This is a genomic window from Bacillus sp. GW821-FHT11D08 (genome assembly GCF_058808515.1).
In genome coordinates this window covers 206,000-231,522 of sequence record NZ_JBXARS010000008.1, presented here as the reverse complement: position 1 = coordinate 231,522, position 25,523 = coordinate 206,000, and the positions used below count along the sequence as shown (strand labels likewise).

Genomic DNA, 25,523 nt, shown 5'->3' with positions numbered 1-25,523 from the left:
TTTTCTATCGTGAAGTTGTCAGCTTCAGATGTTCCTTCCTTAGGAATTCGAGCAAATATGCCGCATTCCTTTCGAGACATTCTCCCTGAAGCATTTCTGCGTGCGTGCCGCAGCCTTTTTTCACACGGTATTCACCTGTCGTGGCTTCCTCCCACGAAGCGAGCCACGGCGGCATCGCAAAGTCCGGTTCTGACGTCAATAGATCTATATCCGCATTGACCGTGCCGGTGCTGACGGTATGCACGAAATAAGAATAAAACGCGTTTGTTTTTTTGGCGAGCCCTTCTTTGACGGCTTCATTATTCAGCGCTTCATTGTCCCGGTTTACCTTCATCAGTGCCTGGACATCACTTTCTACGGTGCGGCCTTCCAAGTCGCTGACGCCTTGTTTTTTATAGGAATCAACCATGATCAGCCGCTCCACTTCACGGCCCGCTGCTTCAAGGCGTTTGGCCGTTTCAAAGGCGAGCGTGCATCCTGCCGAGTATCCGAACATCTTGACCGGTCCTTCCGGCTGGAGCTGATTGATCAGCTCTGTGTAGCGTTCGATGCGGTTGTCTTCCTCGATAAAATCAAACGCACAGATTTTATAGCCGGACAGCTGTTTTGCCAGCGGCTGGTACATCAGCCCGTAACCGAGAACCGGCGGGAACGCAAACAGTGTGTCAGACTGATTTTTATTCATGATGGTGAGATCTTTCATTCCTTTTTCTTCACCGTGAAGCAGATAACCGGCAATGTCTGCGATTGTCGTCGCTTCGAATAACAGCTGCACCGGAATGTCCGTACCGAGCTCTTTTTTAATGCGCGACGCTGCCGTCATCGCTTTTAAGGAATGGCCCCCGAGCGCGAAGAAATCATCATGAATCCCGATCTGCTGTCTGCCGAGAATCTCGGACCAGATGTGTGCAATCGTTTCTTCCGTCGCGTTTCGAGGCCCGATCCATTCTTTCGCCGCCTGAGCCTGATCCGGTTTCGGCAGCTGCCGTTTATTGACCTTCCCGTTTGTCGTTAACGGAAGCTCCTCTAAGAAAGTAAAGGTTTGCGGCACCATGTAAGCAGGAAGCTGTTTTTTCAGGTGCCTCTTTACGTCTTCAGCTGAAAGCGGCGTCCGGTTCACGAGGTAGGCGTTGATTGATGCATCTCCAGACTCATGGCGGTCCGCAACAACGACCGCATCTTTCACACCCGGGTATTCCTGCAGCTGCTTTTCGATTTCTTCAAGCTCAATCCGGTGTCCGCGTATTTTGACCTGGTCGTCAATACGCCCGGCGTATTCAATTGTTCCATCCGGCAGCCAGCGTGCTAAATCCCCTGTGCGGTAAAGCGTTTCTCCCGGCTTGAACGGATTTGGGATAAACGTTTGCTTCGTCAGGTCATGACGGTTCAGATATCCTTTTGATACACCCATTCCGCTGATGCACAGTTCACCGACAGCTCCGAACGGCTGAAGCTGATTTTGCCCGTTAAGAATATAAACACTGGCATTGCTGATCGGCTTTCCGATCGGCAATGAGGAAATGGAATCCGGTATGTCGTGCACGACGTGAGCTGTCGCAAACACCGTTCCCTCAGTCGGCCCGTAGCAATTAATCAGCTTGCCAGGCCCCATGATCTCAAGCGCCTTTCTGACGTGAGGCACTGACGCGCGCTCACCCCCGAATAACACACAGCGAAGCCCCTTCAGCCACTCCTCTCCCGCATCGGTGAGAAGATTAAAAAGTGCGGTTGTCGCAAACATGACATTGACATTCTCCTGCCGGATCAGATCAGTGAGCCGTTCTGTATCAAGCAGTGTATGTTCATCTGCGATAATGAGCCGTGCCGCATTCAGTATTGATGCGTAGAAATCAAAGGTAAATGCGTCAAAGGCGTAATTGGAAACAGATAAGAACGTATCTTGTTCAGAAAATGCCATGTAGTCTACATGCTTGACCAATCCTTGAATATTGGCATGAGTGGTGATATTGCCCTTTGGCTTTCCGGTTGTGCCGGACGTATACATAATATACGCCGGATCATCGGGATCAATTGCGGCTGCAGGATCGCTTGCCTGTTCCTCAAACCGTGCTCGATCATCGATGATGAGTGTTGTTCCTGTATACGGCAGCTGAGCCGCTTTTTCTTTCATCTCCTGATGTGTCAGCAGACAGGCTGCCGCACTGTCAGCCAGCATGTACGAGATTCGGTCCTCCGGCAGCTTCGGATCAACCGGCAGATAAGCCGCTCCCGCTTTTAATACGCCGAGAATGCCGATCACCAGCTCAAGCGAGCGCTTCGTGTACAACGCGACAACGGTGTCCTTACCCGCACCTTGCTTTTGCAAACGGCGCGCAAGACGGTTCGCTTCCTCATCTAATTCACGATAGGAAAGAGTCTGGCCGGAATACGTAAGCGCCGGTGCATCTGGATTTACATTCACCGCTTCCTTGAACCAATCTGTCAGAGGCTTCGCCTGATGAGTCTGAGCCGGCGGGTTTAAGCCGGTAAGCAGAAGCTCTCTTTCCTTTTCATCAACAAGTCTGATCGTATTGACAGGCTGATCCGGCTTCTGGATGAGCTGCTGAATCGCTGTGAGAAGCTGAGATTTTAAGCGCAGGATAAACGCCTCATCAAACACATTCCCGTTATAGGCAAGCTTAATCAGCATCTCATCACCTGGAGAAGCCATCAGGTTGAGATCATAATTCGATTTCTCAAAAACATGGACGTCCTCCATATCAAAGCCGTTTTCACTGTTTTCTTCATTTTTTGCATCCTGAAGCGGATAATTTTCAAACACAATGATGTGGTCAATCAGCTTTGGCTGATCGGCCTGGCTTTGGATATCATAGAGCGGCACATATTGATGCGGCTCAGACTGCAGCGATTGTTCCTGCAGCTGCTTGAGCAAGCCGTTAAATGTGGTATCCTCAGACAGCCTCACCCGCCTCGGGACAGCATTGATAAACAGCCCGACCATACGTTCAACGCCTTTGATTTCTGCGGGACGCCCGGAAACGACTGTGCCGAAGATCAAATCGCCGGACTGCTGGTATCGGCTGATTAATACACTCCAAACCGCCTGAAGCGCCGTACTCAAAGTGGTATGCTGCGATTTTGCAAGCTCGGTAAATGCTTTTGTTTCCGCCTCCGGCAGTGAGAAGAGCAGCTCTTTCGGCTCATAGCCGTCCTTTTGTTTCTTTCTTTGCTCCGCAAATGTCGTTTGTCCTTCAAAATCTTCTAAGTACCCGCGCCAGTAATGCAGTGATGCTTGTTTATCCTGCTTTTCAAGCCACTTGATATAGTCTTTATACGGTTTGACCGGCGGCAGGCTGTACGGCTTTTGTTCACGCAGGGCATTGTATACCTTAAACAGGTCCTGCACGACGATGCCGAAGCACCAGCCGTCCAAAATGATGTGGTGGTAGCTCCACACCCATTCAAAGCTTTCTTCCGATTTTTTGAAAATGGCTGCCCGCATCGGAATATCCCGCGTCAAATCAAAGCCCTTGATCTTATCCTGTTCTTTGTATTCATTGATTTTGGCTGTTTGCTCGCTGTCCGTTACATGTGTCAGATCGATTTCTTCTATCTGAAACTGACGTTTTTTCAATACGACTTGGACCGGCCTTTTTACTTTTTCGTGAATGAACACGGTACGAAATACATCGTACCGGTCCATGATCACATTCATGCTTTCTTCAAGGCATTTGATATTCAAGCTGCCTTTTACTTTCATTGTCATTTGTTCGATGTAAAAACTTTGGCCGGGATTCAGGAGAGTATGAAACAGCATTCCCTCCTGCATCGGCGACAAATAATACATGTCCTGAACCTGATCTTTGCTGAATTGGCTCATCTGCTCCGCTCCCCCCTTCTGTTATCTGTTTTTGTCACGTTAAATTCTCCTCAAGCATGTCAAAGATGTCTCCCATTTCATCCATCTCAAGATCCTGCGCGCTGAAATCGCTCGGCGTAAATTCTTTCTCCTCTTTGGCCGTGCAATGGCGGATGATCATTAAGAGATTGTCTTTAAACCGCTGCATCTGTGTTTCGACGGTGCTTCTTTCATATTCTTCCTGATTGTATGAGCAGGAAATGACGAAGCGGCCGCCTGTAACCATCCCGCTGAAGCTTAGTGCGTATAACGCCTCTGACTCTTCGCTGACTTGACGTCCCATATCATATGGAGACGGCTCAAACCATTCCGTTTTCACTTCATTGTCAAACTGCCCCAAGTAGTTAAAACTGATTTCAGGCGTGACGCCTTTTTCTGTTTCATCGGATGACAGATACCGGAGAATCCCGTAACCGACGCCTTTATCAGGAACGCGCCGCACCGTCTCTTTTACCGTTTTAATGACGGAAGAGACGCCGTCTTCCTTGCTGATCTGCAGAATCAACGGATATTGGGCCGTAAACCAGCCGACCGTCCGTGAAATATTGACATTCGGTATGATTTCTTCCCGGCCGTGTCCTTCTAAGTTGATGCCGACTTTGCCGTTTTCCGTCCATTCACCGATCGTTAAGCCGAGCGCGCTGAGCAGAATGTCGTTGATTTCCGTTCCGTACGGATGATGAACATCTGTGAGCAGCTGTGCCGTTTCTTCCTCAGTCAATTCACATTTCACGGCCGCCGTATGTTTGACGAGCCGTTTGTTCGGATCATGGTCTTTCGGCAGCGGCTGGAGTTCTTCCGCATCTGCCTGCGCCCAATAAGCCGCCTGCTTTTTCAGCTCTTCTGATTGCGCAAACGCGTTCAGCGCCTCCGCCCAATCTTTAAAGGAGTGGGTTTTCTGCGGGAGGACGATGCTGTTTTGCTGCTGCGCCTGTTTATAACCTGAAGCGAAATCCTCAAGCAGAATTCTCCATGAAACCCCGTCCACGACGAGATGGTGAACCGCGATTAACAGATGATCGCCTTGTTCTGTCCGGTATTGCTCCGCTTTTAACAGCGGGCCGTTCTCCAGATCAAGACTTCCCTGAAGATGATCGGCAAGCCGCTGAATCTGGCTTTTCAGCATATCCTCGTCAGTTCCGTACAGATCAACGATTTCAAAGCTTGCCTTGCATTCTGTGACAGGGAGGTATGTCTGAATGATGCCTTCCCTTTCTTCACGGTAAACCATGCGGAGCGCATCATGGTGTTCAATCAATGCTTGCAGGGTTTTTTCCACCAGGTCCGGATCAAAGCCGTCTTTCGCGTGAAGCATGACGGATTGGTTCCAGTGGTGTTTGTCGGTAAAGTTTCGTTCAAAGAACCAGCGCTGGATCGGCGTTAACTCCGCTTCGCCTTCGACAGGGCCCTGGTCGGCCTGCTTGCCTTCCGTCCGCTCCACATAGGAGACGAGCTCTTCGATGGTCGGATGCTGGAAGAGATCTTTCATCTCCAGCTTGTAGCCGTGCTGGTTCAGGCGGCTCGCCATTTGGATGCCTTTGATCGAGTCCCCGCCGAGCGTGAAGAAATTATCGCTTACGCCGATCTGATCAAGACCGAGCACTTCCTGCCAAATGTCGGAAAGCAGCGTCTCCATCTCCGTTTCCGGCGCTTTGTACGCGGCGCTTCCCGCTTCAATGTCAGGCGCCGGCAGGGCCTTTTTGTCAATCTTTCCGTTCGCGGTGACCGGAAGCTCGTCCATCTCCACCCAGAACGCCGGCACCATGTAGTCAGGCAGCGTGTCTTTCAGCGCGGATTTGAGCGCTTCAATATCGTCCTGCTGAGGCGCGACATAGGCGCAAAGCGCGGTATTGCCCGCTTTGTCTTCCACGGCCGTCACCGCTGCGTCATGAACGTCCGCAAGCTGGGCGAGGCGGACTTCGATTTCTGAAAGCTCGATCCGGTAGCCCCGCACTTTGACCTGCTGGTCGATACGGCCGATGTATTCGATGCCGCACTGACCGTTCCATTTGACGAGGTCGCCGGTCCGGTACATGCGCTCGCCGGGCACGAACGGATCTGCGGTAAACCGCTTCGCCGTTTCTTCTTCACGGTTCAGGTATCCGCGCGCAAGACCGCGGCCGGCCACGCACAATTCACCGGCAATGCCTTCCGGCTGCACCTGATCGCCGTCGCCGAGAATATAAACTCTCGTATTGGCAATCGCCCGTCCGATCGAAAGCGATCCTTCCTCCGGATTGATGACGCCGCTTGTCGCGACGACGGTGTTTTCCGTCGGGCCGTAGTTGTTGACGATCGTGTACGGCTGTTTCACCGCCCGCTTCAGCTTGTCGCCGCCGACGAGAAGCATGCGGAGGGAGGTATTTTCCAGCTCCATAAATTGTTCGGCCAGCTGCGTCGGCAGGAAGGTGATGGTCACGCCGTGCTCTTCGAAATAGTGATTTAAGCGGGTGATATCCAGCCGGATCGCTTCGTCAATGACATGAAGCTCCGCGCCGATGGTCCATGTCGGGAACATCTCCCAGATGGAGGCGTCAAAACCGAAGCCCGCGTATTTGGCGCTTTTATCATCCGCCGTCATGGCGAATGCGTCGTGATGCCAGAAACACAGGTTCACCAGCGCATGGTGTTCGACCATGACACCCTTCGGCTGTCCGGTCGTTCCTGACGTGTAAATCATATAAGCGAGATGATCCGCCGTTGTTTCCGTCTGCGGGTTCGCTTCATCGTTTTCATCAAGCGGCAGGCTCAGAATGGAGCGGCTGCCGTCAAGCAGGATCGTTTCTCCGTTGTAGCTGTCCGGCACGCCCAGCGCTTCCTGTGTGAGAAGAAGCTTGGCGCCGCTGTCCTGCAAAATGTAGCTGATGCGCTCTTCCGGGTAGTCGGGGTCAATCGGCACAAATGCCGCGCCCGCTTTCAGGACGCCGAGTACGCCCGCGGCCATTTCCAAGGACGGTTTCGTCAAAATGCCGACACGTTCGTCAGCCGTGACGCCGCAGTCCATGAGAATGCGCGCGATGCGGTTCGCCCTTGCGTTCAGCTCGCCGTACGTCCATTTCGCGCCATTGTATGCCGCGGCCGGCCGGTTCGCGTAGCGGGCGGCCGTATCTTCAAAGAGACGGTGAACCGTTTTGTCCCGCGGCACAGAAAGTGTTTTTCCTTTCCATGCGTCAAGGAGGGCTTGTTTTTCAGCATCGCTGATCAGTGAAATCTCAGGCAGCTTTCTGTCCGGACTTTCTGCCGCTTGCTTCAGAATCCGCAGGAACCCGGCGCTCCACTTTTCAATTGTTTCTTTTTTAAACAGATCAGTCGCATATTCAAACTGAAGGCCGAGACCTTCTTGATCCGTAAAGCCGCCGAGTGTCAGATCGAATTTCGCCGTGCCTTGGTTTGACTCATACGGAGTGATGCGCAGGTTCTCCAGTTCCAGTGTTTCTTTATCCGGATCTTCTGTCGTCACCATAACCTGGAACAACGGGTTGCGGCTCATATCTCTCGGCAGGTCAAGCTTTCCGATCAGATCCTCAAACGGATAATCCTGATGCGCCAGCGCGTCGAGATTGGTTTGTTTCACTCGTTCGAGCAGCCCGGCGAAGGTCTGCTCTTTTCGCGTTTCATTGCGAAGCGCAAGCGTATTGACAAACATCCCCGGCATTTCCTGAACTTCGGCGCTCGTTCTTCCGGCGGTCACCGAGCCGATAATGATATCGTGCTGCCCCGTGATTTTGCTCAAAAAGACATGAAACGCGGCGTGAAGCACCATATGAAGAGTCGCTCCCGATGATTCCATTAATTCACGCACCGCTTTTTCCGTTTCACGCCCCGCTCTGAAACGGACGGATTGTCCTTTAAAACTTTGAACCGGCGGACGGAGGAAATCGGTCGGCAGATTCAATTCAGGAAGCTCGCCGGAAAATACGGAGAGCCAATAACGCTCATGGTCTTTCATCCGTTCGGCCTGCTCGGGTTCATTCTGCCAGACGGCGAAGTCTTTATAGTGCAGGTTCGGCGACGGCAGGCTTCCGCCTTTGTAAAGATGAGCGAGCTCTTTGACCAGCATGCTTCTGGACACGCCGTCGGCAATAATATGATGCATATCCAGCAGCAGCAGGTGTTTCTTTTCATTCAGTCTGACAAGAGCGGCCCGAATGAGCGGAGCCGCACTCAGATCGAACGGCTTAATGAATGCCTGAATGATAAGATCCGCTTTCTCCTCGTCCGCTGCTTCAAAGATGTGCAGGTCGATGTCAGCCTGTTCTGCGATCTGCTGCATCGGGCGGCCGTTTTGATCGATAAAGGACGTCCGCAAAGACTCGTGGCGATTGATCATCTGATTGAGCGCTTCCTGAAGCCTTGAAATATTGACTTCTCCTTCCATCAGAAGAACGGACGGCATATTATAACTGATTGTCTCCCGGTCAAGCTGGTTCAGGACGTACATCCGTTTTTGGGCGGATGATAACGGGTACGCGTCTGCACTGTCGGCAGGTGAGATCATCCGATATCCCTCAGATACCGCTGATTTTTCGATATATGCGGCAAGCAGGCGGACAGTCGGCTGTTCGAACAGCGCTTTTAACGGAACCGTTTTGTCCAGTTCAGCCTGAATATTGGCGAGGAGCATCATGCCTTTTAAAGAGTGCCCGCCGTAATCGAAGAAATTATCGTCGATGCCGAGCGTATCCGTACCGAGTGTCTGTTTCCAAATGCGGCACAGCTTTTCCTCCAATTCCGTTTCCGGCAAGGCTGAAGCTGTTTGCGCCGTTTGGCTGACGCCCGGTTTCGGAAGGGCGTTTTTATCGGTTTTCCCGTTGGCTGTGAGCGGAATGCGGTCTACTTGTATGAAATAAGCCGGAAGCATATGAGACGGCAGTGTTTCGGAAAGCCGTTTGCGAAGCTCAGAGCCTTTCAGCTCGCTGTCGGCTTTATAGTACGCGCACAGTTCCGGCAGCCCGCCTTCGCTGACTGCGAGAACGGCCGCCTCCTGAATGCCGTTTACGCTTAACAGCACAGTTTCAACCTCTTTTAATTCAATGCGGTAGCCCCGGATTTTCACCTGATCATCCGCACGGCCGATAAATTCAATCGTCCCGTCAGGAAGCCTGCGGACGACATCTCCCGTTTTGTACATGAGGCTGTCCGGTGAAAAAGGATTTGAGAGAAATTTCTCCGCCGTCAGCTGCGGACGGTGAAGATATCCTCTGGCAAGCCCCTTCCCGGTAATATAAAGCTCGCCGCTTGCGCCCGGAGGAACGAGCTGCATTGCTCCGTCCAATACAAGCGCGCCGGTATTTGCGATCGGGCGGCCGATGACGGGACGCTGCTCATATTGATCAAGACGCTCCATATTGATCCGTTCCGCAATGGCGCCGATCGTCGTTTCCGTCGGCCCGTAGTGATTGATGAAGTCGGTATGGGCGTATACGTCATGAAACTTGCGGACATCGGACGTGATGATCTTTTCTCCGCCGAGCACCACTAAACGAAGCGGGCTGAAACGGCGTTCTGACGTAAAACGGGCTGTATTGACGATCATATGGAACAATGACGGTGTCAGTTTCATATACGTAATGCCGTTTTTCTGTATATACTCACCAAGCTGATCAGGCGCGGTGTACGTCTCTTTCGGCACAATGTGCAGCTCGCCGCCCGCCTGAAGAATCGGGAATATGGCCGTATAGCCGAGATCAAATGCGTAAGAAGACAGCAGCACGGATTTGTCAGCTTCGGTCAAACCGGCTTCACGGCTGAACCATGTAACATAATTGATTAGATTGCGGTGCTCCAGCTGGACGCCTTTCGGTTTGCCCGTTGTTCCCGAAGTATAAATAATATAGGCAAGCTGGTCGGCGCCGGGCTCCGTTTCAAGCCGGTCGGCGCTTTCGTTCTGCCATTCTCCGTCTTCCATTACGACCGTTTTTCCTTTATAAACGGCGGCCGCGGTCATGTTTCTCTCATTGACGACCAGAAGCTTCGTTCCGCTGTCTTCGAGAGAGTAGCGGATTCTCTCTTCAGGAGTCTCCGGATCAATCGGGAGAAATGCCGCTCCGGCTTTCATGACGCCGAGAATCGCGGTAATCAAGTCGGCCGAACGATCCATCATAATGGCCACGATGTCCTCACTGCCCGTTCCGCAAGCCTGAAGGTGGCGGGCAAACCGGTTCGAGCGTTCATCAAGCTCACGATATGTCAGACTTATTCCGCCCGCAACCGCCGTGAGATCAGGCGTTTTTTGCGCTTGCCGTTCAAACAGCGAAACAAAAGTGCCCTCAGGCAGATCCGCTTCCGTACGTTTTTCATCAGAAAGGAGCGCTTCCCGTTCAGGAGCGGACAGCAGGCTTGCGTCGGCCAGCTGAATATCCGGATTTTCAGCGCAGGCTTTAATCAGATTGACAAAATGAGCGCTCCAGCGGCGGATGGTTTCGTCCGCAAATAAGGCTTTCGCGTAATCAAAGCTCAATCCGACCTCTTCTCCGCGTTCAGCCGCTTCTAAGGAAAGATCAAATTTAGCGACATGATGATGCATGGAGTATGAAGAAATCTCCAAATCTCCGAGCCGCAGGGCCGGGATCTCCATGTTCTGCATATTAAATAACACGCTGAACAGCGGACTCCGGCTTGTGTCCCTCGTTAACGGCAGTTTTTCAATTAATTCTTCAAGCGGATAGCTTTGATGCTCAAAAGCTTGAAGGCTCGCCGTTTTCACCTCATCCAGAAATTGTTTGAACGTTTTTTTGCCGGCAGGATGCGACCGAAGCGCAACTGTGTTGACAAACATGCCCGGCACGTCTTGGAGATCAGGATGCTGTCTTCCGGCCGTCGGAGACCCGACTATGATGTCTTCCTGCCCCGAATATTTGGACAGCAGCACTTGAAAAGCGGCTAACAAGAACATGTACATCGTCGTATCCGTATCAGCCAGCAGCTTCTTAATCTGCGCCGTCACCTGTTTATCAAGCCCGAAGATGATGCGTTCCCCTTCAAAACTGCGCTCGGCAGGACGCGGGAAATCAAGCGGCAGATCCAACACCGGCAGATCGCCTTTGAACGTATCAAGCCAGTAGGCTTCGTGCTGATCGAAATTTGCTTTTTCACGCTGCCAGACTGAAAAATCCTTATAATGAATCCTTGGCAGCGCAAGCTCCGTGCCTTGATAAAGCTTCGCAAGATCACCGATGAAAATGCCCATTGAGCTTCCGTCCGTAATAATGTGGTGCATGTCAATCAGCAGAAGATGCCGGTCTTCTTCAAGCCGGATCAGCTTCGAACGGACAAGCGGCGCGCGGTTGAGCGCAAACGGCCTGATAAAGGCTTTTGTCAGCTCTTCTGCATCTTCTTCCCGGCCCTCGGCGGTTTCAAGCTCAAACGACACATTTTTATGAATGGTCTGCACGACTTCTCCACCTGCCATGTCAAACGACGTACGCAGTGTCTCATGACGGTTGATTAATGCCTGCATGGCCTCTTCAAGACGGTTTTTGTCTACTGATCCTTCCAGCAAAAGTACAGCAGGGACGTTGTAGCTCGTGCTGGCCTGTCCGAGCTGATTAAGGATATACATCCTGCGCTGTGCTGAGGAAACAGGATAATGCTTCTGATAAGGCGCTTGTCGGATCGGTTCAAACTGCTGCTCCTCCTCGCTCTCATGCTGCAAATAATGCGCAAGCTCCTGAATGGTCGGCTTTTCAAATAACACTTTAATCGGCACTTCTTTTTGAAAGTGCTCCTGGATTTTAGCGGTCATCATCATGGCTTTTAAAGAATGTCCGCCAATCGTGAAGAAATTGTCAGTCACACCCGCTTTTACACCGAGAATGCCTTCCCAAATGTCAGCGAGTTTCTGCTCCGCTTCCGTTTTCGGCGCTACGTATTCTTTTTGAACGGCTTCAGCCTGAGGCTCAGGCAGCGCTTTTTTATCAATTTTTCCGTTCGCCGTCAGCGGAAACTGATTCATCTGGATGAAGTGCGCGGGAATCATATATTCCGGAAGTGATTCCGAAAGCGTTTTGCGCAGGTCTTCCGGCGAAAGAGCTTGGTCTGCCGTAAAGTAAGCGCAGATTTCATTTTCATCCGCTTTATTTTTCCGGATCACAGCCGCAGATTCCGTCACATTCTCCGCCTGGCTGATTTTCGCCTCGATTTCGCCGAGCTCGATTCTGAAACCGCGGACCTTTACTTGGTTGTCAATTCTGCCGAGAAACTCGATCGTGCCGTCCGGAAGCCACTTCGCCAAGTCCCCCGTCCGGTATATCATTTCATCCGGTCTGAACGGATCGCGGACAAACTGCTTCTCCGTTAATTCAGACAGGTTCACATAGCCTCTTGCCACTCCGCTTCCGCCGACGCACAGCTCACCGGGCGCGCCGATCGGCTGGAGGTTGCGGTTTTCATCCATAATGTACGCAGTGGAATTTCCGATCGGCTTCCCGATCGGGACCGAACCGTCATAATCCTGATCAATGAGAAAACTCGTCGAAAACGTCGTATTCTCCGTCGGCCCGTATCCGTTCCAAAGCGACAGCTCCGGTGATGCCTTTCTCACTTTGCTGACGATATGCGGCACAAGCGCATCACCACCGATGATGAGGTGCCGGAGCGTGTTAAACATGCCGGCATCCTTTTGGGCAAGCTGATTAAACAGCGGAGACGTCAACCACATGGTCGTGATCCGCTGCTCTTTCAGAAATTGGGCGAATTGTCCGGCGTCAAGCAGCGTCTCTTTTTTCACCGGGTGCAATGACGCTCCGTTCAGCAATGCGCCGAAGACTTCGAAGGTTCCGGCATCAAAGCTGACGGCTCCCGTTTGCGCCATCCGGTCTTCTTCATGAACCGGCACGTAATTCGAATGTTTGACGAGCCTGATGATATTTCTGTGTTCAATCATGACGCCTTTCGGTTTGCCGGTAGATCCGGATGTATACATGATATACGCCAAGTCGTTGCCGCCGGCCGGAAGATTCAAGTCTGTTCCGCTTACCGTTTCATCCGCGCTTTCATCCAGCATGACGACCGGGACTTGCAATGCGCCCGCTTGTTCTTGATAGCCCTGAACTGTCAGCACGAGCCGAATCGAGCTGTCTTCCGCCATAAAGCGGAGACGGTCCTCCGGAAAAGCCGGATCAATCGGCACATATGCGCCGCCTGCTTTTAGGACGGCAAGCATTCCGACAACGGTTTCCGCAGACCGGTCGTTCATAATAGCGGCGGTCCGGCCTTTTTCCAGCCCGCTCTTCACAAGGTGTCTCGCCAGACGGTTGGCCGCTTCGTTCACTTCACGGTAGGTCCATTCGCGTCCCGCTTCTTTTATCGCGATGCTTGCAGGCGTCCGGTTTGCCTGTGTTTCAAACAAACGGTGAACGGCCTCCTCTTCCGGAAGCGCCGTTTTCGTATCATTGAATATCTCAACAATCTGCCGCTCTTCTTCGCCTGAAACAAGACCGAGTTCCCGCACGGGCGCGTCAGGCGTTCCGACCGCGGCTTTCATCATGCGGGTCAGATGGTGCGCCGTTCGTTCGATGGCATCATGAGCGAAAGCCGCTCCGTTGTATTTGATTTTGACAGTCCACGTTTTTCCCGGATACACGATGAGATTGAAATCAAAGCTCGTCTGCTCAAAAGCATGTTCAACTTTAATGGAAAAGCCGAGTCTTTCCTCCATGCCCCCGTTTTCCAGCTCTTTGTCCAGCGGATAGTTTTCAAACGCGACCAAATGATTTAAGAGGCTGCCGTCCAGGGCGGAGCGCTTTTGAATGTCATAGAGCGGCACATAATCATAGCGCTCGGCTTCCACGGCGTTTTTCTGAACTGCCGCCATCACGTCCGAAAAGGCTGCATCTTTGTCAATTTTGATTCTGACGGGAATTGTATTGATGAACAGCCCCGCCATCGTTTCTATGCCGTTGATTTCTGAAGGACGGCCTGATACGACGGTGCCGAACACCACATCGTCTGTATAGTTGTATTTGCTGAGCACCGCACCCCAAACGGCCTGAAACAGGTTAGGCCCCGTGACTTGATGCCGGTTGGCGGTCTGCTGAATCTGCGCGACCAGCTCTTCATCCCAGACAAAAGAATATTCTTCATTTTGGTAGTCTTTCTTTTCTGATGCCAGACGGCCCGGGAGCAGGCTCGGCTGTTCGAAATCCGCCAGTCGGCTGCTCCAATATTGTTCCGCCTCCTCATAATCCCGGCCTCCGAGCCATTTGATATAGTCAGAGTAAGGTTTGCCCTGGCTTCCCCCGGCGGGCCGGCCGGCACGAAGCGCTTCATAGTTTTGGAACAGGCTTTTCATCAAAACGCCCATACTCCAGCCGTCCATGACGATATGATGATTGCTCCAGACGAGATACAGCTCCTTCTCACTGAGTCTGAACACCGCTGCTTTAAAGAGAATATCTTTCGCCAGATGAAAGCCCTGCTGCTGCACGCCGCGTTTATAGCGTTCAATATATTCGGTTTGGCGCGCTTCATCTAATTGACTGATATCTTCATAGTGCACCTTCGTCTTCCGCTCGGCTAATACGACTTGGCGCGGTTTTTGAAGCTGCTGGTGCACGAATACCGTACGCAGGATGTCATATGTCCGGATCAGCTCATTGACGCTTTTTTCAAAAAGCTCCAGCTGAAAACTTCCGTGAATCCTAAGCTCTAATTGTGTGAAGTAGGAGGAAGAATGCGGATCAAGCAGCGCATGATACAGCATTCCCTCCTGCATCGGTGTGAGTGCATACACCTTTTGAATCGATTTTTTGCTCATATGTCACCTCTGTCTTTTCTGTTAGAGAATTTCCATTAATTTATCAAGTTCATCAAGCGTCAGATCATCATCGCCAAGATCGCTAGGCGTAAGCTCAGGTCCGTCTTGGGCCAGGCAGTGATCTATGATTTTCAAGAGGTGCCCTTTAAAGCTGTCACTGAACGATTGAATGGTTTTTTCATGAAATTCGAGAGAATGATAGGCAAACGTCATCGTCATCTGCCCATTTTCTATAAATCCGACAATATCAAGCGCATTCGGCTTCTCTGTGTCAGGGCTCAGCGATTGTCCTGACGGCATCCCGGATCTTGTAAATAAGCCGGAATCCGACATCTCATTAAACTGGCCTAAGTAGTTAAAGCTGATATCCGGATCAATCTCAAATGAAAGATTCTCTTTATGCTCAGGCGCCGTTACATAACGCAGAATGCCGTAGCCGACTCCTTTGTTCGGGATGTGTCTGATGTCTTCTTTCATTTGTTTCAGCTGATATGAAAGATCGTCGGCGTGCTTCATCTCAAGGATCATCGGATACATGCTCGTAAACCATCCGACCGTCCGGGTGATATTCAAGCCGTCAAGAATGTCTTCGCGTCCGTGGCCTTCCAAATGAACGCCGATCGTGTCTTCACCCGTCCACTCTTTCAGCGCCAGTCCGAGCGCCGTGAGCAGGATGTCGTTCATTTCGGTGTGATAGGCTTCATGTACGTTTGTCGTCAGCTGTTCAGTTTGTTCAGGCGTCAGAGAGAAGCTGACCGTTCTCGTATGTCTCATGCGCTGATCACCAGACTGCCTGTCTTTCGGAAGCTGAGTGCATACCTCTTTTTCCTCAAGCTCTCTCCAGTAATCCGCTTCTTTCAGAAACGCCTTCGTATTTGCGTATTCTTTGATTCTCTCGGCAAATTCGGCGAATGAATGTGTTTTCGGCGGCAGCGCAGGTTCATTGCCTTGCTTCAGCTGCGTATAAACGGACGTAAAGTCCTCCAGTAAAATCCGCCAAGATACACCATCCACGACTAAGTGATGGATTGCGAGAAGAAGGTGGTCTCCATCTTCAGCCCGGAAGAGCCCGGCTTTCAAGAGATGTCCTGTTTCCAGTGAAATACTGCTTTGAAGACGGTCTGCTTCCCGTTCGATACGGTCCTCATGGTCTTCAGCAGGTCCGTTCAGCTCAAAGACGTTCAGTTCAACAGACACATCCTCAAGCCCTCTGTAATACGGTTTTTGTTCACGATAAATCATCCGGAGCGCATCATGGTGTTCAATCAATGCTTGCAGGGTTTTTTCCACCAGGTCCGGATCAAAGCCGTCTTTCGCGTGAAGCATGACGGATTGGTTCCAGTGGTGTTTGTCCGTGAAGTTTCGTTCAAAGAACCAGCGCTGGATCGGCGTTAAAGCCGCTTCGCCTTCGACCGGTCCTTGGTCGGCCTGCTTGCCTTCCGTCCGCTCCACATACGAGACGAGCTCTTCGATGGTCGGATGCTGGAAGAGGTCTTTCATCTCCAGCTTGTAGCCGTGCTGGTTCAGACGGCTCGCCATTTGGATGCCTTTGATCGAGTCCCCGCCGAGCGTGAAGAAATTATCGCTTACGCCGATCTGATCAAGACCGAGCACTTCCTGCCAAATGTCGGAAAGCAGCGTCTCCATCTCCGTTTCCGGCGCTTTATATACGGCGCTTCCCGCTTCAATGTCAGGCGCCGGCAGGGCTTTTTTGTCAATCTTTCCGTTTGCGGTGACCGGAAGCTCGTCCATCTCCACCCAGAACGCCGGCACCATGTAGTCAGGCAGCTTGTCTTTCAGCGCGGCTTTGAGCGCTTCAATATCGTCCTGCTGAGGCGCGACATAGGCGCAAAGCGCGGTATTGCCCGCTTTGTCTTCCACGGCCGTCACCGCTGCGTCATGAACGTCCGCAAGCTGGGCGAGGCGGACTTCGATTTCTGAAAGCTCGATCCGGTAGCCTCGCACTTTGACCTGCTGATCAATACGCCCGATGTATTCGATGCCGCACTGCGCGTTCCATTTGACGAGGTCGCCGGTCCGGTACATGCGCTCGCCGGGCACGAACGGATCTGCGGTAAACCGCTTCGCCGTTTCTTCTTCACGGTTCAGGTATCCGCGCGCAAGACCGCGGCCGGCCACGCACAATTCACCGGCAATGCCTTCCGGCTGCACCTGATCGCCGTCGCCGAGAATATAAACTCTCGTATTGGCAATTGCCCGTCCGATCGAAAGCGATCCTTCCTCCGGATTGATGACGCCGCTTGTCGCGACGACGGTGTTTTCCGTCGGGCCGTAGTTGTTGACGATCGTGTACGGCTGTTTCACCGCCCGCTTCAGCTTGTCGCCGCCGACGAGAAGCATGCGGAGAGAGGTATTTTCCAGCTCCATAAATTGTTCGGCCAGCTGCGTCGGCAGGAAGGTGATGGTCACGCCGTTCTCCTCGAAATAGTGATTTAAGCGGGTGATATCCAGCCGGATCGCTTCGTCAATGACATGAAGCTCCGCGCCGATGGTCCATGTCGGGAACATCTCCCAGATGGAGGCGTCAAAACCGAAGCCCGCGTATTTGGCGCTTTTATCATCCGCCGTCATGGCGAATGCGTCGTGATGCCAGAAACACAGGTTCACCAGCGCATGGTGTTCGACCATGACACCCTTCGGCTGTCCGGTCGTTCCTGACGTGTAAATCATATAAGCGAGATGATCCGCCGTTGTTTCCGTCTGCGGGTTCGCTTCATCGTTTTCATCAAGCGGCAGGCTCAAAATGGAGCGGCTGCCGTCAAGCAGGATCGTTTCTCCGTTGTAGCTGTCCGGCACGCCCAGCGCTTCCTGTGTGAGAAGAAGCTTGGCGCCGCTGTCCTGCAGAATGTAGCTGATACGCTCTTCCGGGTAGTCGGGATCAATCGGCACAAATGCCGCGCCCGCTTTCAAGACGCCGAGTACGCCCGCGGCCATTTCCAAGGACGGTTTCGTCAAAATGCCGACACGTTCGTCAGCCGTGACGCCGCAATCCATGAGAATGCGCGCGATGCGGTTCGCCCTTGCGTTCAGCTCGCCGTACGTCCATTTCGCGCCGTTATATGCCGCGGCCGGCCGGTTCGCGTAGCGGGCGGCCGTTTCTTCAAAGAGACGGTGAACCGTTTTGTCCCGCGGCACAGAAAGTGTTTTTCCTTTCCATGCGTCAAGGAGGGCTTGTTTTTCTGTTTTATTCACCAATGAAAGCTCAGAAAGCTTCGCAGCCGGATTTTCCGCTGCGGCTTCTAACAGTTGAAGCCAGTAATGCTTCCATGTCTCTGCCGTTTCCGGTTTAAACAGCGCGGTGTTATATTCAAGCACAAACGTTAAACCTTCGTCTGTGTCCTCAGCCGTCATTGTCAGGTCAAACTTGGCTGTTTTTCTGTCAAACGGATGGTGCTTCAGCTCAATTCCTTCCATGACCAGATCTTCCGCATTTGCATTTTGCATTGAGAATACCGCATCAAACAGCGGATTTCTGCTCGTATCACGCTGCACCTCAACCTTTTGCAGAAGGTCTTCAAGCGGATAATCCTGCGCGTCAAATGCATGTAAAGCGGTTTGTTTTACTTCTTTAAGATAGTCCGTGAACGTTTTGTCCGCTTCCGGATACGTACGAAGCGCGAGTGTATTCACAAAAACACCGATGACGTTTGCGAGATCCGCATGTGACCGTCCCGCAACCGGCGAGCCCACAATGATGTCATGCTGTCCGCTCAGTTTTGAGAGAAAGGCGCTGTATGACGCCAGCAGCACCATGTACATGGTAGAATCCGTTTGTTTCGCAAGACTGCGAAGAGCCGACGTCTGTTCCTCAGTCAGAGAAAAGACCAGCTTGTCTCCTTCAAAGGTTTGCACGGCCGGACGGCTGTAATCAGCCGGCAGCGTCAATACCGGAAGCTCGCCGTCAAGCTCCCGAAGCCAATGCTCCTCCTGCTTGCGGTACTGCTCTGATTGAATAAATTTCTGCTGCCATACCGCATAGTCTTTATAATGAATCCGCAACGGCTCAAGCGTTTCACCGCCATACAAGCGGGACAGTTCATCTATCAGCACGCCGACTGAAGCGCCGTCCGAAATGATATGGTGCATGTCAAACAGCAGCAGGTGGTCATGTTCAGCCAGCTTGACCAGTCCCGTTCTGACGAGAGGAAGCTGATCCAGGCGGAACGGCCGGATAAAGCTCTGAATAATCCGTTCAGCATCTTCTTCAGAGGCTTCATAATATTCCATGTTGATATCAGCTTCCGTCCATATGCGCTGAACCGTTTCTCCATCCTGTATGTCAAATGTCGTTCTGAAGGCTTCATGGCGTTCTGTCAGCTGTTTCATGACGGATTTCAGCTTTTCTGCATCAAGCTTTCCTTTTAAGCGGAGCACAGACGGCATGTTATAGCTTGTTTCAGCGCCTTCCAGCTGCTGAAGCACGAACATCCGCTTCTGCGGTGAAGAAACCGGATACGTTTCCCGCTCGGCCGCCGGTGCGATGCTCTCAGCCGCCTTCCGCTCAGCCCCTTCAATCAGCTGCGCCAGCCCCGCGGCCGTCGGAGAAGTGAACAGATCCTTTAAGGTAAGCTGCGCGCCGAATGTCTTCTGGATAAGGGCCAGCAGTTTCATCCCCGCTAACGAGTGGCCCCCGATCTCAAAGAACTGGTCATGGACGCCGACCCGCTCCATTTGCAGCACCTCAGCCCAAATATCCGCCAGTTTTTGTTCTGTTTCATTGCGCGGCGCCGTATATGACACGGCATTCGCTGCGGTCACATCCGGCATTGGCAGCGCCCGCCTGTCGATTTTTCCGTTCCCTGTAAGAGGCAGTTCATCCAATTGAATAAAGACGGACGGAATCATATAAGCCGGAAGATCCTTCGCCGAATGCTCCCTCAGCTCCCGGGAAGAGATTTCCCTGAGGCCGACAACATACGCGCAAAGAAGTTTGTCACCCGCGCCCTGATCCACAGCGAGCACAATGCATTCCTGAATCTGGTCATGACTTTGAAGCTGATGCTCAATTTCGCCAAGCTCAATCCGCTGACCGCGGATTTTCACCTGATGGTCGATACGTCCGATAAACTCGATATCGCCATTCGGAAGCCATCTGGCCAAGTCGCCCGTTTTATACATCCGTTCACCTTCCTTAAACGGATGCTTTACAAATTTTTCTTCCGTCAGTTCAGGACGGTTGTAGTAGCCTTCTACGAGTCCTTCCCCGCTGACGCACAGCTCTCCCGCGATACCCGCCGGCTGAATGCGTCCGGCTGAGTTCATGATGAAGACTTCCGTATTGCTGACCGGTTTCCCGATCGGAACGGAGAGCGTATCCTCTTCAATGACATCCACCGGATGGTATGTCGCAAACACCGTGCTTTCTGACGGACCGTACATATGAAGCAGTCTTCCTTTTCCGACTGCCGCAAGCGCCTTTTTGACATGTTCTACAGACGCTCTTTCGCCCCCGAACATGATTTTCCGAAGCGTCGTCAGACAGGACGGCTCCATATCAACAAGCAGGTGGAACAGGGCCGTCGTAATCATCAGAATGCTGACGTTCTCCCGTTTGATCACACGGGACAGGCGTGACATATCCAGCACGGTATCTTTCGGGACGATCACAAGCTTTGCACCGTTTAACAGCGAACCGAACATATCAAACATAAAAGCGTCAAAAACGTAGTTTGACAGACCGAGCACTGTGTCCTCTTCAGAAACAGTCAAATAGTTCGTGTTTTTTACCGTCCGCAAAATGTTGGCATGTGTGACGATGTTTCCTTTCGGCATTCCCGTCGTGCCTGATGTATAAGTGAGATTGGCAATCGTTTTGGAATCAAACGGCAATGCTGGATTGTGAGAGTCCTTTTCATAGCTCGCCTCATCATCAGCAAGCACAATGACGCCTTGAAAACCGGCCTTTTCCGCAAGCGGCTTGAGGCTTTGCTGAGTCAGGAGCACATTCGCCCTGCTGTCGCGGAAGAAATGCTGAATCCGCTGAACCGGATGCTCAGGATCAATCGGCACATAGGCGGACCCCGCTTTTAACACAGCCATAATGGAAACAATCATATCCATTGACCGTTCACACAGAACAGCCGCGGTTTTTCCGCCGCCTCCGACCGAAAGAATATACCGCGCAAGCATGTTGGCGCGTTCATTCAGCTGCTGATACGACAGGGTTTCCCCTTCGAACTGTAGAGCCGTCCGGTCAGGGTTCTTTCGGACTTGTTCTTCAAAGATCTGCACGATCGTTTGATCTTTCGGGTATACCGTGCGTTCCGGGTTGAACCGCTGTAATTGATTCAAAGCCTCCCGTTCAGAAAGCAGATCATATTCGCTGATTTTCGCATCCGGCTGAGCTGCCGCGCTTTCCAGCAGACGGACATAGTGCGCAAGCATGCGATCCGCAGTTGAGCGCTTAAACAGCTTCGTGCAATAATCCAAATCAAGCGCAATGCCTTCCGCTGTTTCCCGAGCCTGCATGGTCAGGTCGAATTTGGCGATATTGAAGTTTGTTTCATGAAGAGACAGCGTCAGATTACCGATCTCCGCAATTCCGTCCGAAGCATTTTGCAGACTGAACATCGTGTCAAATATCGGATGCCTGCTCATGTCCCGGGGCACGTTCAGCTCCTCGGTCAGCCACTCAAACGGATAATCCTGATGAGAAAACGCATCCAGCACCTGCTTGCGCACATGACCTAACAAGCCGGCAAATGTCTGATCCTGCTTCACGGAGCTTCGCAGCGCAAGCGTGTTGACAAACATCCCGATAAGCCCCTCGGTATCGGAGTGATTTCTTCCCGCTGACGGTGTTCCCACGATGATGTCTTCCTGTCCCGAATACTTAGAAAGCAGCGTATAGTATGCTGATAACAGCACCATGTAAAGGGTGGCTCCGTTTTTCTCCGCAAGCTTCCGCAGCCGTTCCCGCAGCATTTTCGGCAGCTTGGCGGACACGCGGTCACCTTCAAAGCTTTGCACCTGCGGCCGCGGATAATCAGGGAGCAGCTGAAGCACCGGCAGTTCTCCGCTGAAGACTTCTTTCCAGTACGCCCGCTCCTTCTTGTAGCCTTCTTTCGCCCGTTCCGCCTGCCATACGGCATAATCTTTATATTGAATGCGCAATTCAGGCAGCTGATTTCCGCCGTAGATGTCAGCCAGTTCCTTCAGCATGATGGAAATAGACACCCCGTCAGAAATCAGGTGATGCATATCAAACAGCAGCATATGGCGATTGTGACCGAGCGTTTGCAGGCCGATTCTGAACAGCGGCGCCTCAGATAAATCAAAACGGCGCACAAAGTCCTTCATGACCTGTTCATTCGTTCTTCCGCGCGCTTCGATCATTTCAATATGAAACGGAACATGCTCGCCAATCACTTGTCTCGGCGTGCCGTCCTCTGATTGAAACGATGTTCTGAGCGCTTCATGCCTGCTGATTAAGGCAGAAAATGCACGCTCAAGCTTTTCACGGTCTAAAGCGCCCTCAATCATGGCCGCAGCCGGCATGTTATATCCGACTCCCGCGTCTTCAAATTGGCTTGCGATATAAGTCCGCTGCTGAGCGAGCGAAAGCGGATAGCTCGCCTGCTTCTCAGCCGGCTCAATTGCACTGAATGCCGGTCCTTCGTTTCGGTTTTCCGCATAATCGGCAAGCGCCGCAATCGTCGGATGCTCAAACAAGTATTGCAGCGGAATATCAACGCCCATTTGCTTATGAATTTTCGTCAGAAGCGTCATTGCCTTTAATGAATGACCGCCTGACTCGAAGAAATGATCATAAATGCCCGCCTTGTCCATTCCGAGAACTTCCTGCCAGATGACGGCAAGTGTTTCCTCCGTTTCATTTCTTGGCGCGGCATATTCAGATGAGCTGACAGCCTGCACATCAAGCGCAAACAGCTTTTTGCGGTCCGCCTTCCCGCTCGGCGTGAGCGGAATTTCGTCCGTTTTTGTAAAGTAAGCGGGCACCATGTAATCAGGAAGGTGCTTGGACACATACTCCCTGTACTCGGCAGGGTGAAACTCGGTTCCTTTTTCCTGAACGATATATGCGCAGACATCTAAGCTGCCCTGCTGATCCGGCCGTGCCAGCACGACGGCCTGCGCCGCGCCCGGGGCTTTTCTGAGCACCGTTTCAATTTCTCCCAGCTCAATGCGGTAGCCGCGGACTTTCACCTGATCATCTTCACGGCCGATATATTCGATCGTCCCGTCCGGCAGCCAGCGCGCCATATCACCCGTGCGGTACATGCGGCCGCTTCCGTTAAACGGGTCCTGCAAAAACTTCTCTGCGGTCAAATCCGGAAGATTTAAATAGCCGCGGCCTACACCGTCACCCGCGATATACAGCTCACCGGCCGTGCCGTCGGGCTGAAGCCGCTGGTGCTTATCCAATATATACAGACGGGCGTTGCCGAGCGGTTTTCCGATCGGAACGTACGCCGCCTGTTGATTCATTCCGTTATCCGCAGACATCTGATGCACGGACGCATCTACGCACGTTTCTGTCGGCCCGTAGACATTCGTCAGACGCGGCGTCCTGCCCGATTGATGAAAGAGCGTCATCAGCTGTTCAGCAACAGCCGCGGACAGACCCTCTCCCCCAATGAGCATGTGGCGCAATTCAATTCCGCTGACATCTCCCGCCGCAGCCATCATCTGCAGATGCGCAGGCGTTCCGTCAGTGGCTTCAATCCGGTTTTGACGATAATAGTCCAGCAGTGCCGAGCCATTCGTTACAGTCGTTTTCGGCACGATATAAAGCGTCTGTCCCAAAAGAAGCGAGGCAAATATCTGTTTGACGGACGCATCAAAATGAAACGGAGCCAAAAGCGCCATTCTTAACGTCTGCTCACCGCATTGATAAATCTCCTGCTGCAGTGATTGCACCAGATGATGAACTTGCCGGTGCTCAATCATCACGCCTTTCGGCCGCCCCGTTGTACCTGACGTGTAGATGATGTAAGCCAGCCGGTCTGATTGTGTGCTGACACCGTCCGCAGCCGTTTCATACTGAACAGCCTCGTCAAAATCAATCCGTTCGGCATCCGCTGCAGGCGCCTGTATTCCGGCCTCCGTCAGAACAGCCTTCGCTCCGCTGTCCTCCAAAATGTACTGAATCCGATCCGCCGGAAAGTCAGGATCTATCGGCACATAGGCGCCGCCCGCTTTCAAAATTCCCAATATTGCCGCAATGACACGCTCAGAACGGCCAAGCAGCACCGCGACAGGAGAATCGGCTGATATCCCGGCTTGAAGAAGGCGTCCGGCAATACGGCCTGACTGTTCATGCAATGTGCGATAGGACAATGTTCGGCCTTCATACACAACCGCGGGTTTGTCAGACAGTGACTTCACTTTCTCTTCAAACAGCCCCGGTATCGTCATCTCTCCGCGGTAATTCACCGGATTGCCGGAGGCCCGTTTCAGCAGCCGCTCTTTCTCGGATTCAGAAAGAAGAGTAAGTTCATCAATTATGCGATCAGGAGATGAAATCGCATCTTCAATCAGCGTGATCAAACGTTCAGAAACAGATTCAATCTCTTCCCCCTTGAAAATGTCGCTGCGATAGTCAAAATCAATTGTCAATTTCCCGGTGTCCCATCGTTCCTTCACATGAATTGAAATATCATTTGTACCGCTTCCGCTGAAAATAGGGTCTGTCAGGAAGGACAGATTCTCTTTTTTCTGCCACTGCATCACCTGGTACTCCAGAGCCACCGTAAACAATCTGCTCAGCGAACTTTTCGAAGCGCGCAAATCATTGACAAGCAGGTTATACGGATACTTTTGGTGGCGGAGAATTTTCATCAGATCCTTCATCCGGCCTTTAACGAATTCCAAGAACGACTGTCCTCCGTCAACGCTTGTCCGCACAGGCACCGTAGATACGAACATCCCGAGCATCTGCTTTTCTTTCGCATTCGTCCGGTTCCCCATAAACGTACCCGTGACAACGTCATCCCGGCCGGTCACTTTGTAGAGATAAGTGATCAGAGCTGACTGGAACAGAGATAGTACGCTGACTTTATGCTCCTCGCAGAATGAATGAATGCGGCCATATAAGTCGTGAGGAATTTCTTGAGAAAACCGTTTCGCATCAAGACCCGCATCTGCCTGGCTCCGTTTCAGGGACACAAGCTCCGGCACGGTCTCAAACTGCCCGTTCCAAAAATCCCGATCCTTTTTAAACCGCTTCGACTGCACATATTCCTGCTCTGTCAGCACGTGCTCGATAAAAGAAGGAATCTCCGTCTGCTCCTCACTTGTCCCGCCTGAAAGCTCCAAATAAATATCAGTAATCGCATTGCCCAGAATCGTCATGGAAATCCCGTCTGAAATAATGTGATGCACATTAGCGTAAAACCAGACCTCATTTTCACTGATCGTGTGCACGGAAAAACGGAATAAATCCTGATCATATAACGCCAGAGGCTTGCCAGCTTCTTCACGCCCCCATTTGGACAGCTCGTCCGCAGAGCAGCCGGCTTGCCTGATATCTGTGTGCCCGATAGAGAGCGGACGGTATTCGCTCACATATTGAACGGGCTCCCCCTCATCATCAAGCCGCAGACGGATTCTCATCGACTCATACCGCCGGACGAATTCCTGTATCGCTTTCTCAACGTAATGAGCCTGTACGCCGTCTTCAGAAATGAGTTTCCCGAACCCGGCAAGATTTGAAATACTTGTGTTCGGATAGAATTTTTCTGTATACCAGATACGTTTTTGAGCATTTGTTAAAGGATAAAAAGTTATTTCCATATGTGTGCGCCTCCCCTTTTTAAGATAAAGATGTCAATTCTCCCTTAGAAACAGCCTCCCTCTATGTCCCTAACTCATTCTCAAGCCAAAAGAACCACTTACCTCCAAAAA

General features: G+C 52.0%; 3 protein-coding genes. All 3 read right to left on the bottom strand.

Annotated features, from left to right (window positions below; all coding sequences use genetic code 11):
- Positions 1-4: 4 nt before the first annotated feature.
- The 3 genes from srfAC to srfAA are packed head-to-tail and all read right to left on the bottom strand — an operon-like array spanning position 5 to position 25,412.
- Positions 5-3,841, bottom strand: coding sequence for a surfactin non-ribosomal peptide synthetase SrfAC (gene srfAC, locus AC1RRX_RS16415; RefSeq protein WP_144465020.1), 3,837 nt, complete (start codon positions 3,839-3,841; stop codon positions 5-7).
- A gap of 34 nt (positions 3,842-3,875) precedes the next feature.
- The gene (gene srfAB / locus AC1RRX_RS16410) at positions 3,876-14,636 is read right to left on the bottom strand and encodes a surfactin non-ribosomal peptide synthetase SrfAB (protein WP_144491010.1); all 10,761 of its coding nucleotides are present in this window, start codon (positions 14,634-14,636) and stop codon (positions 3,876-3,878) included.
- Positions 14,637-14,657: 21 nt separating this feature from the next.
- Entirely contained in the window at positions 14,658-25,412 is a 10,755-nt protein-coding gene (srfAA, locus tag AC1RRX_RS16405; RefSeq protein WP_144491011.1) for a surfactin non-ribosomal peptide synthetase SrfAA, read from the bottom strand.
- Positions 25,413-25,523 lie beyond the last annotated feature (111 nt).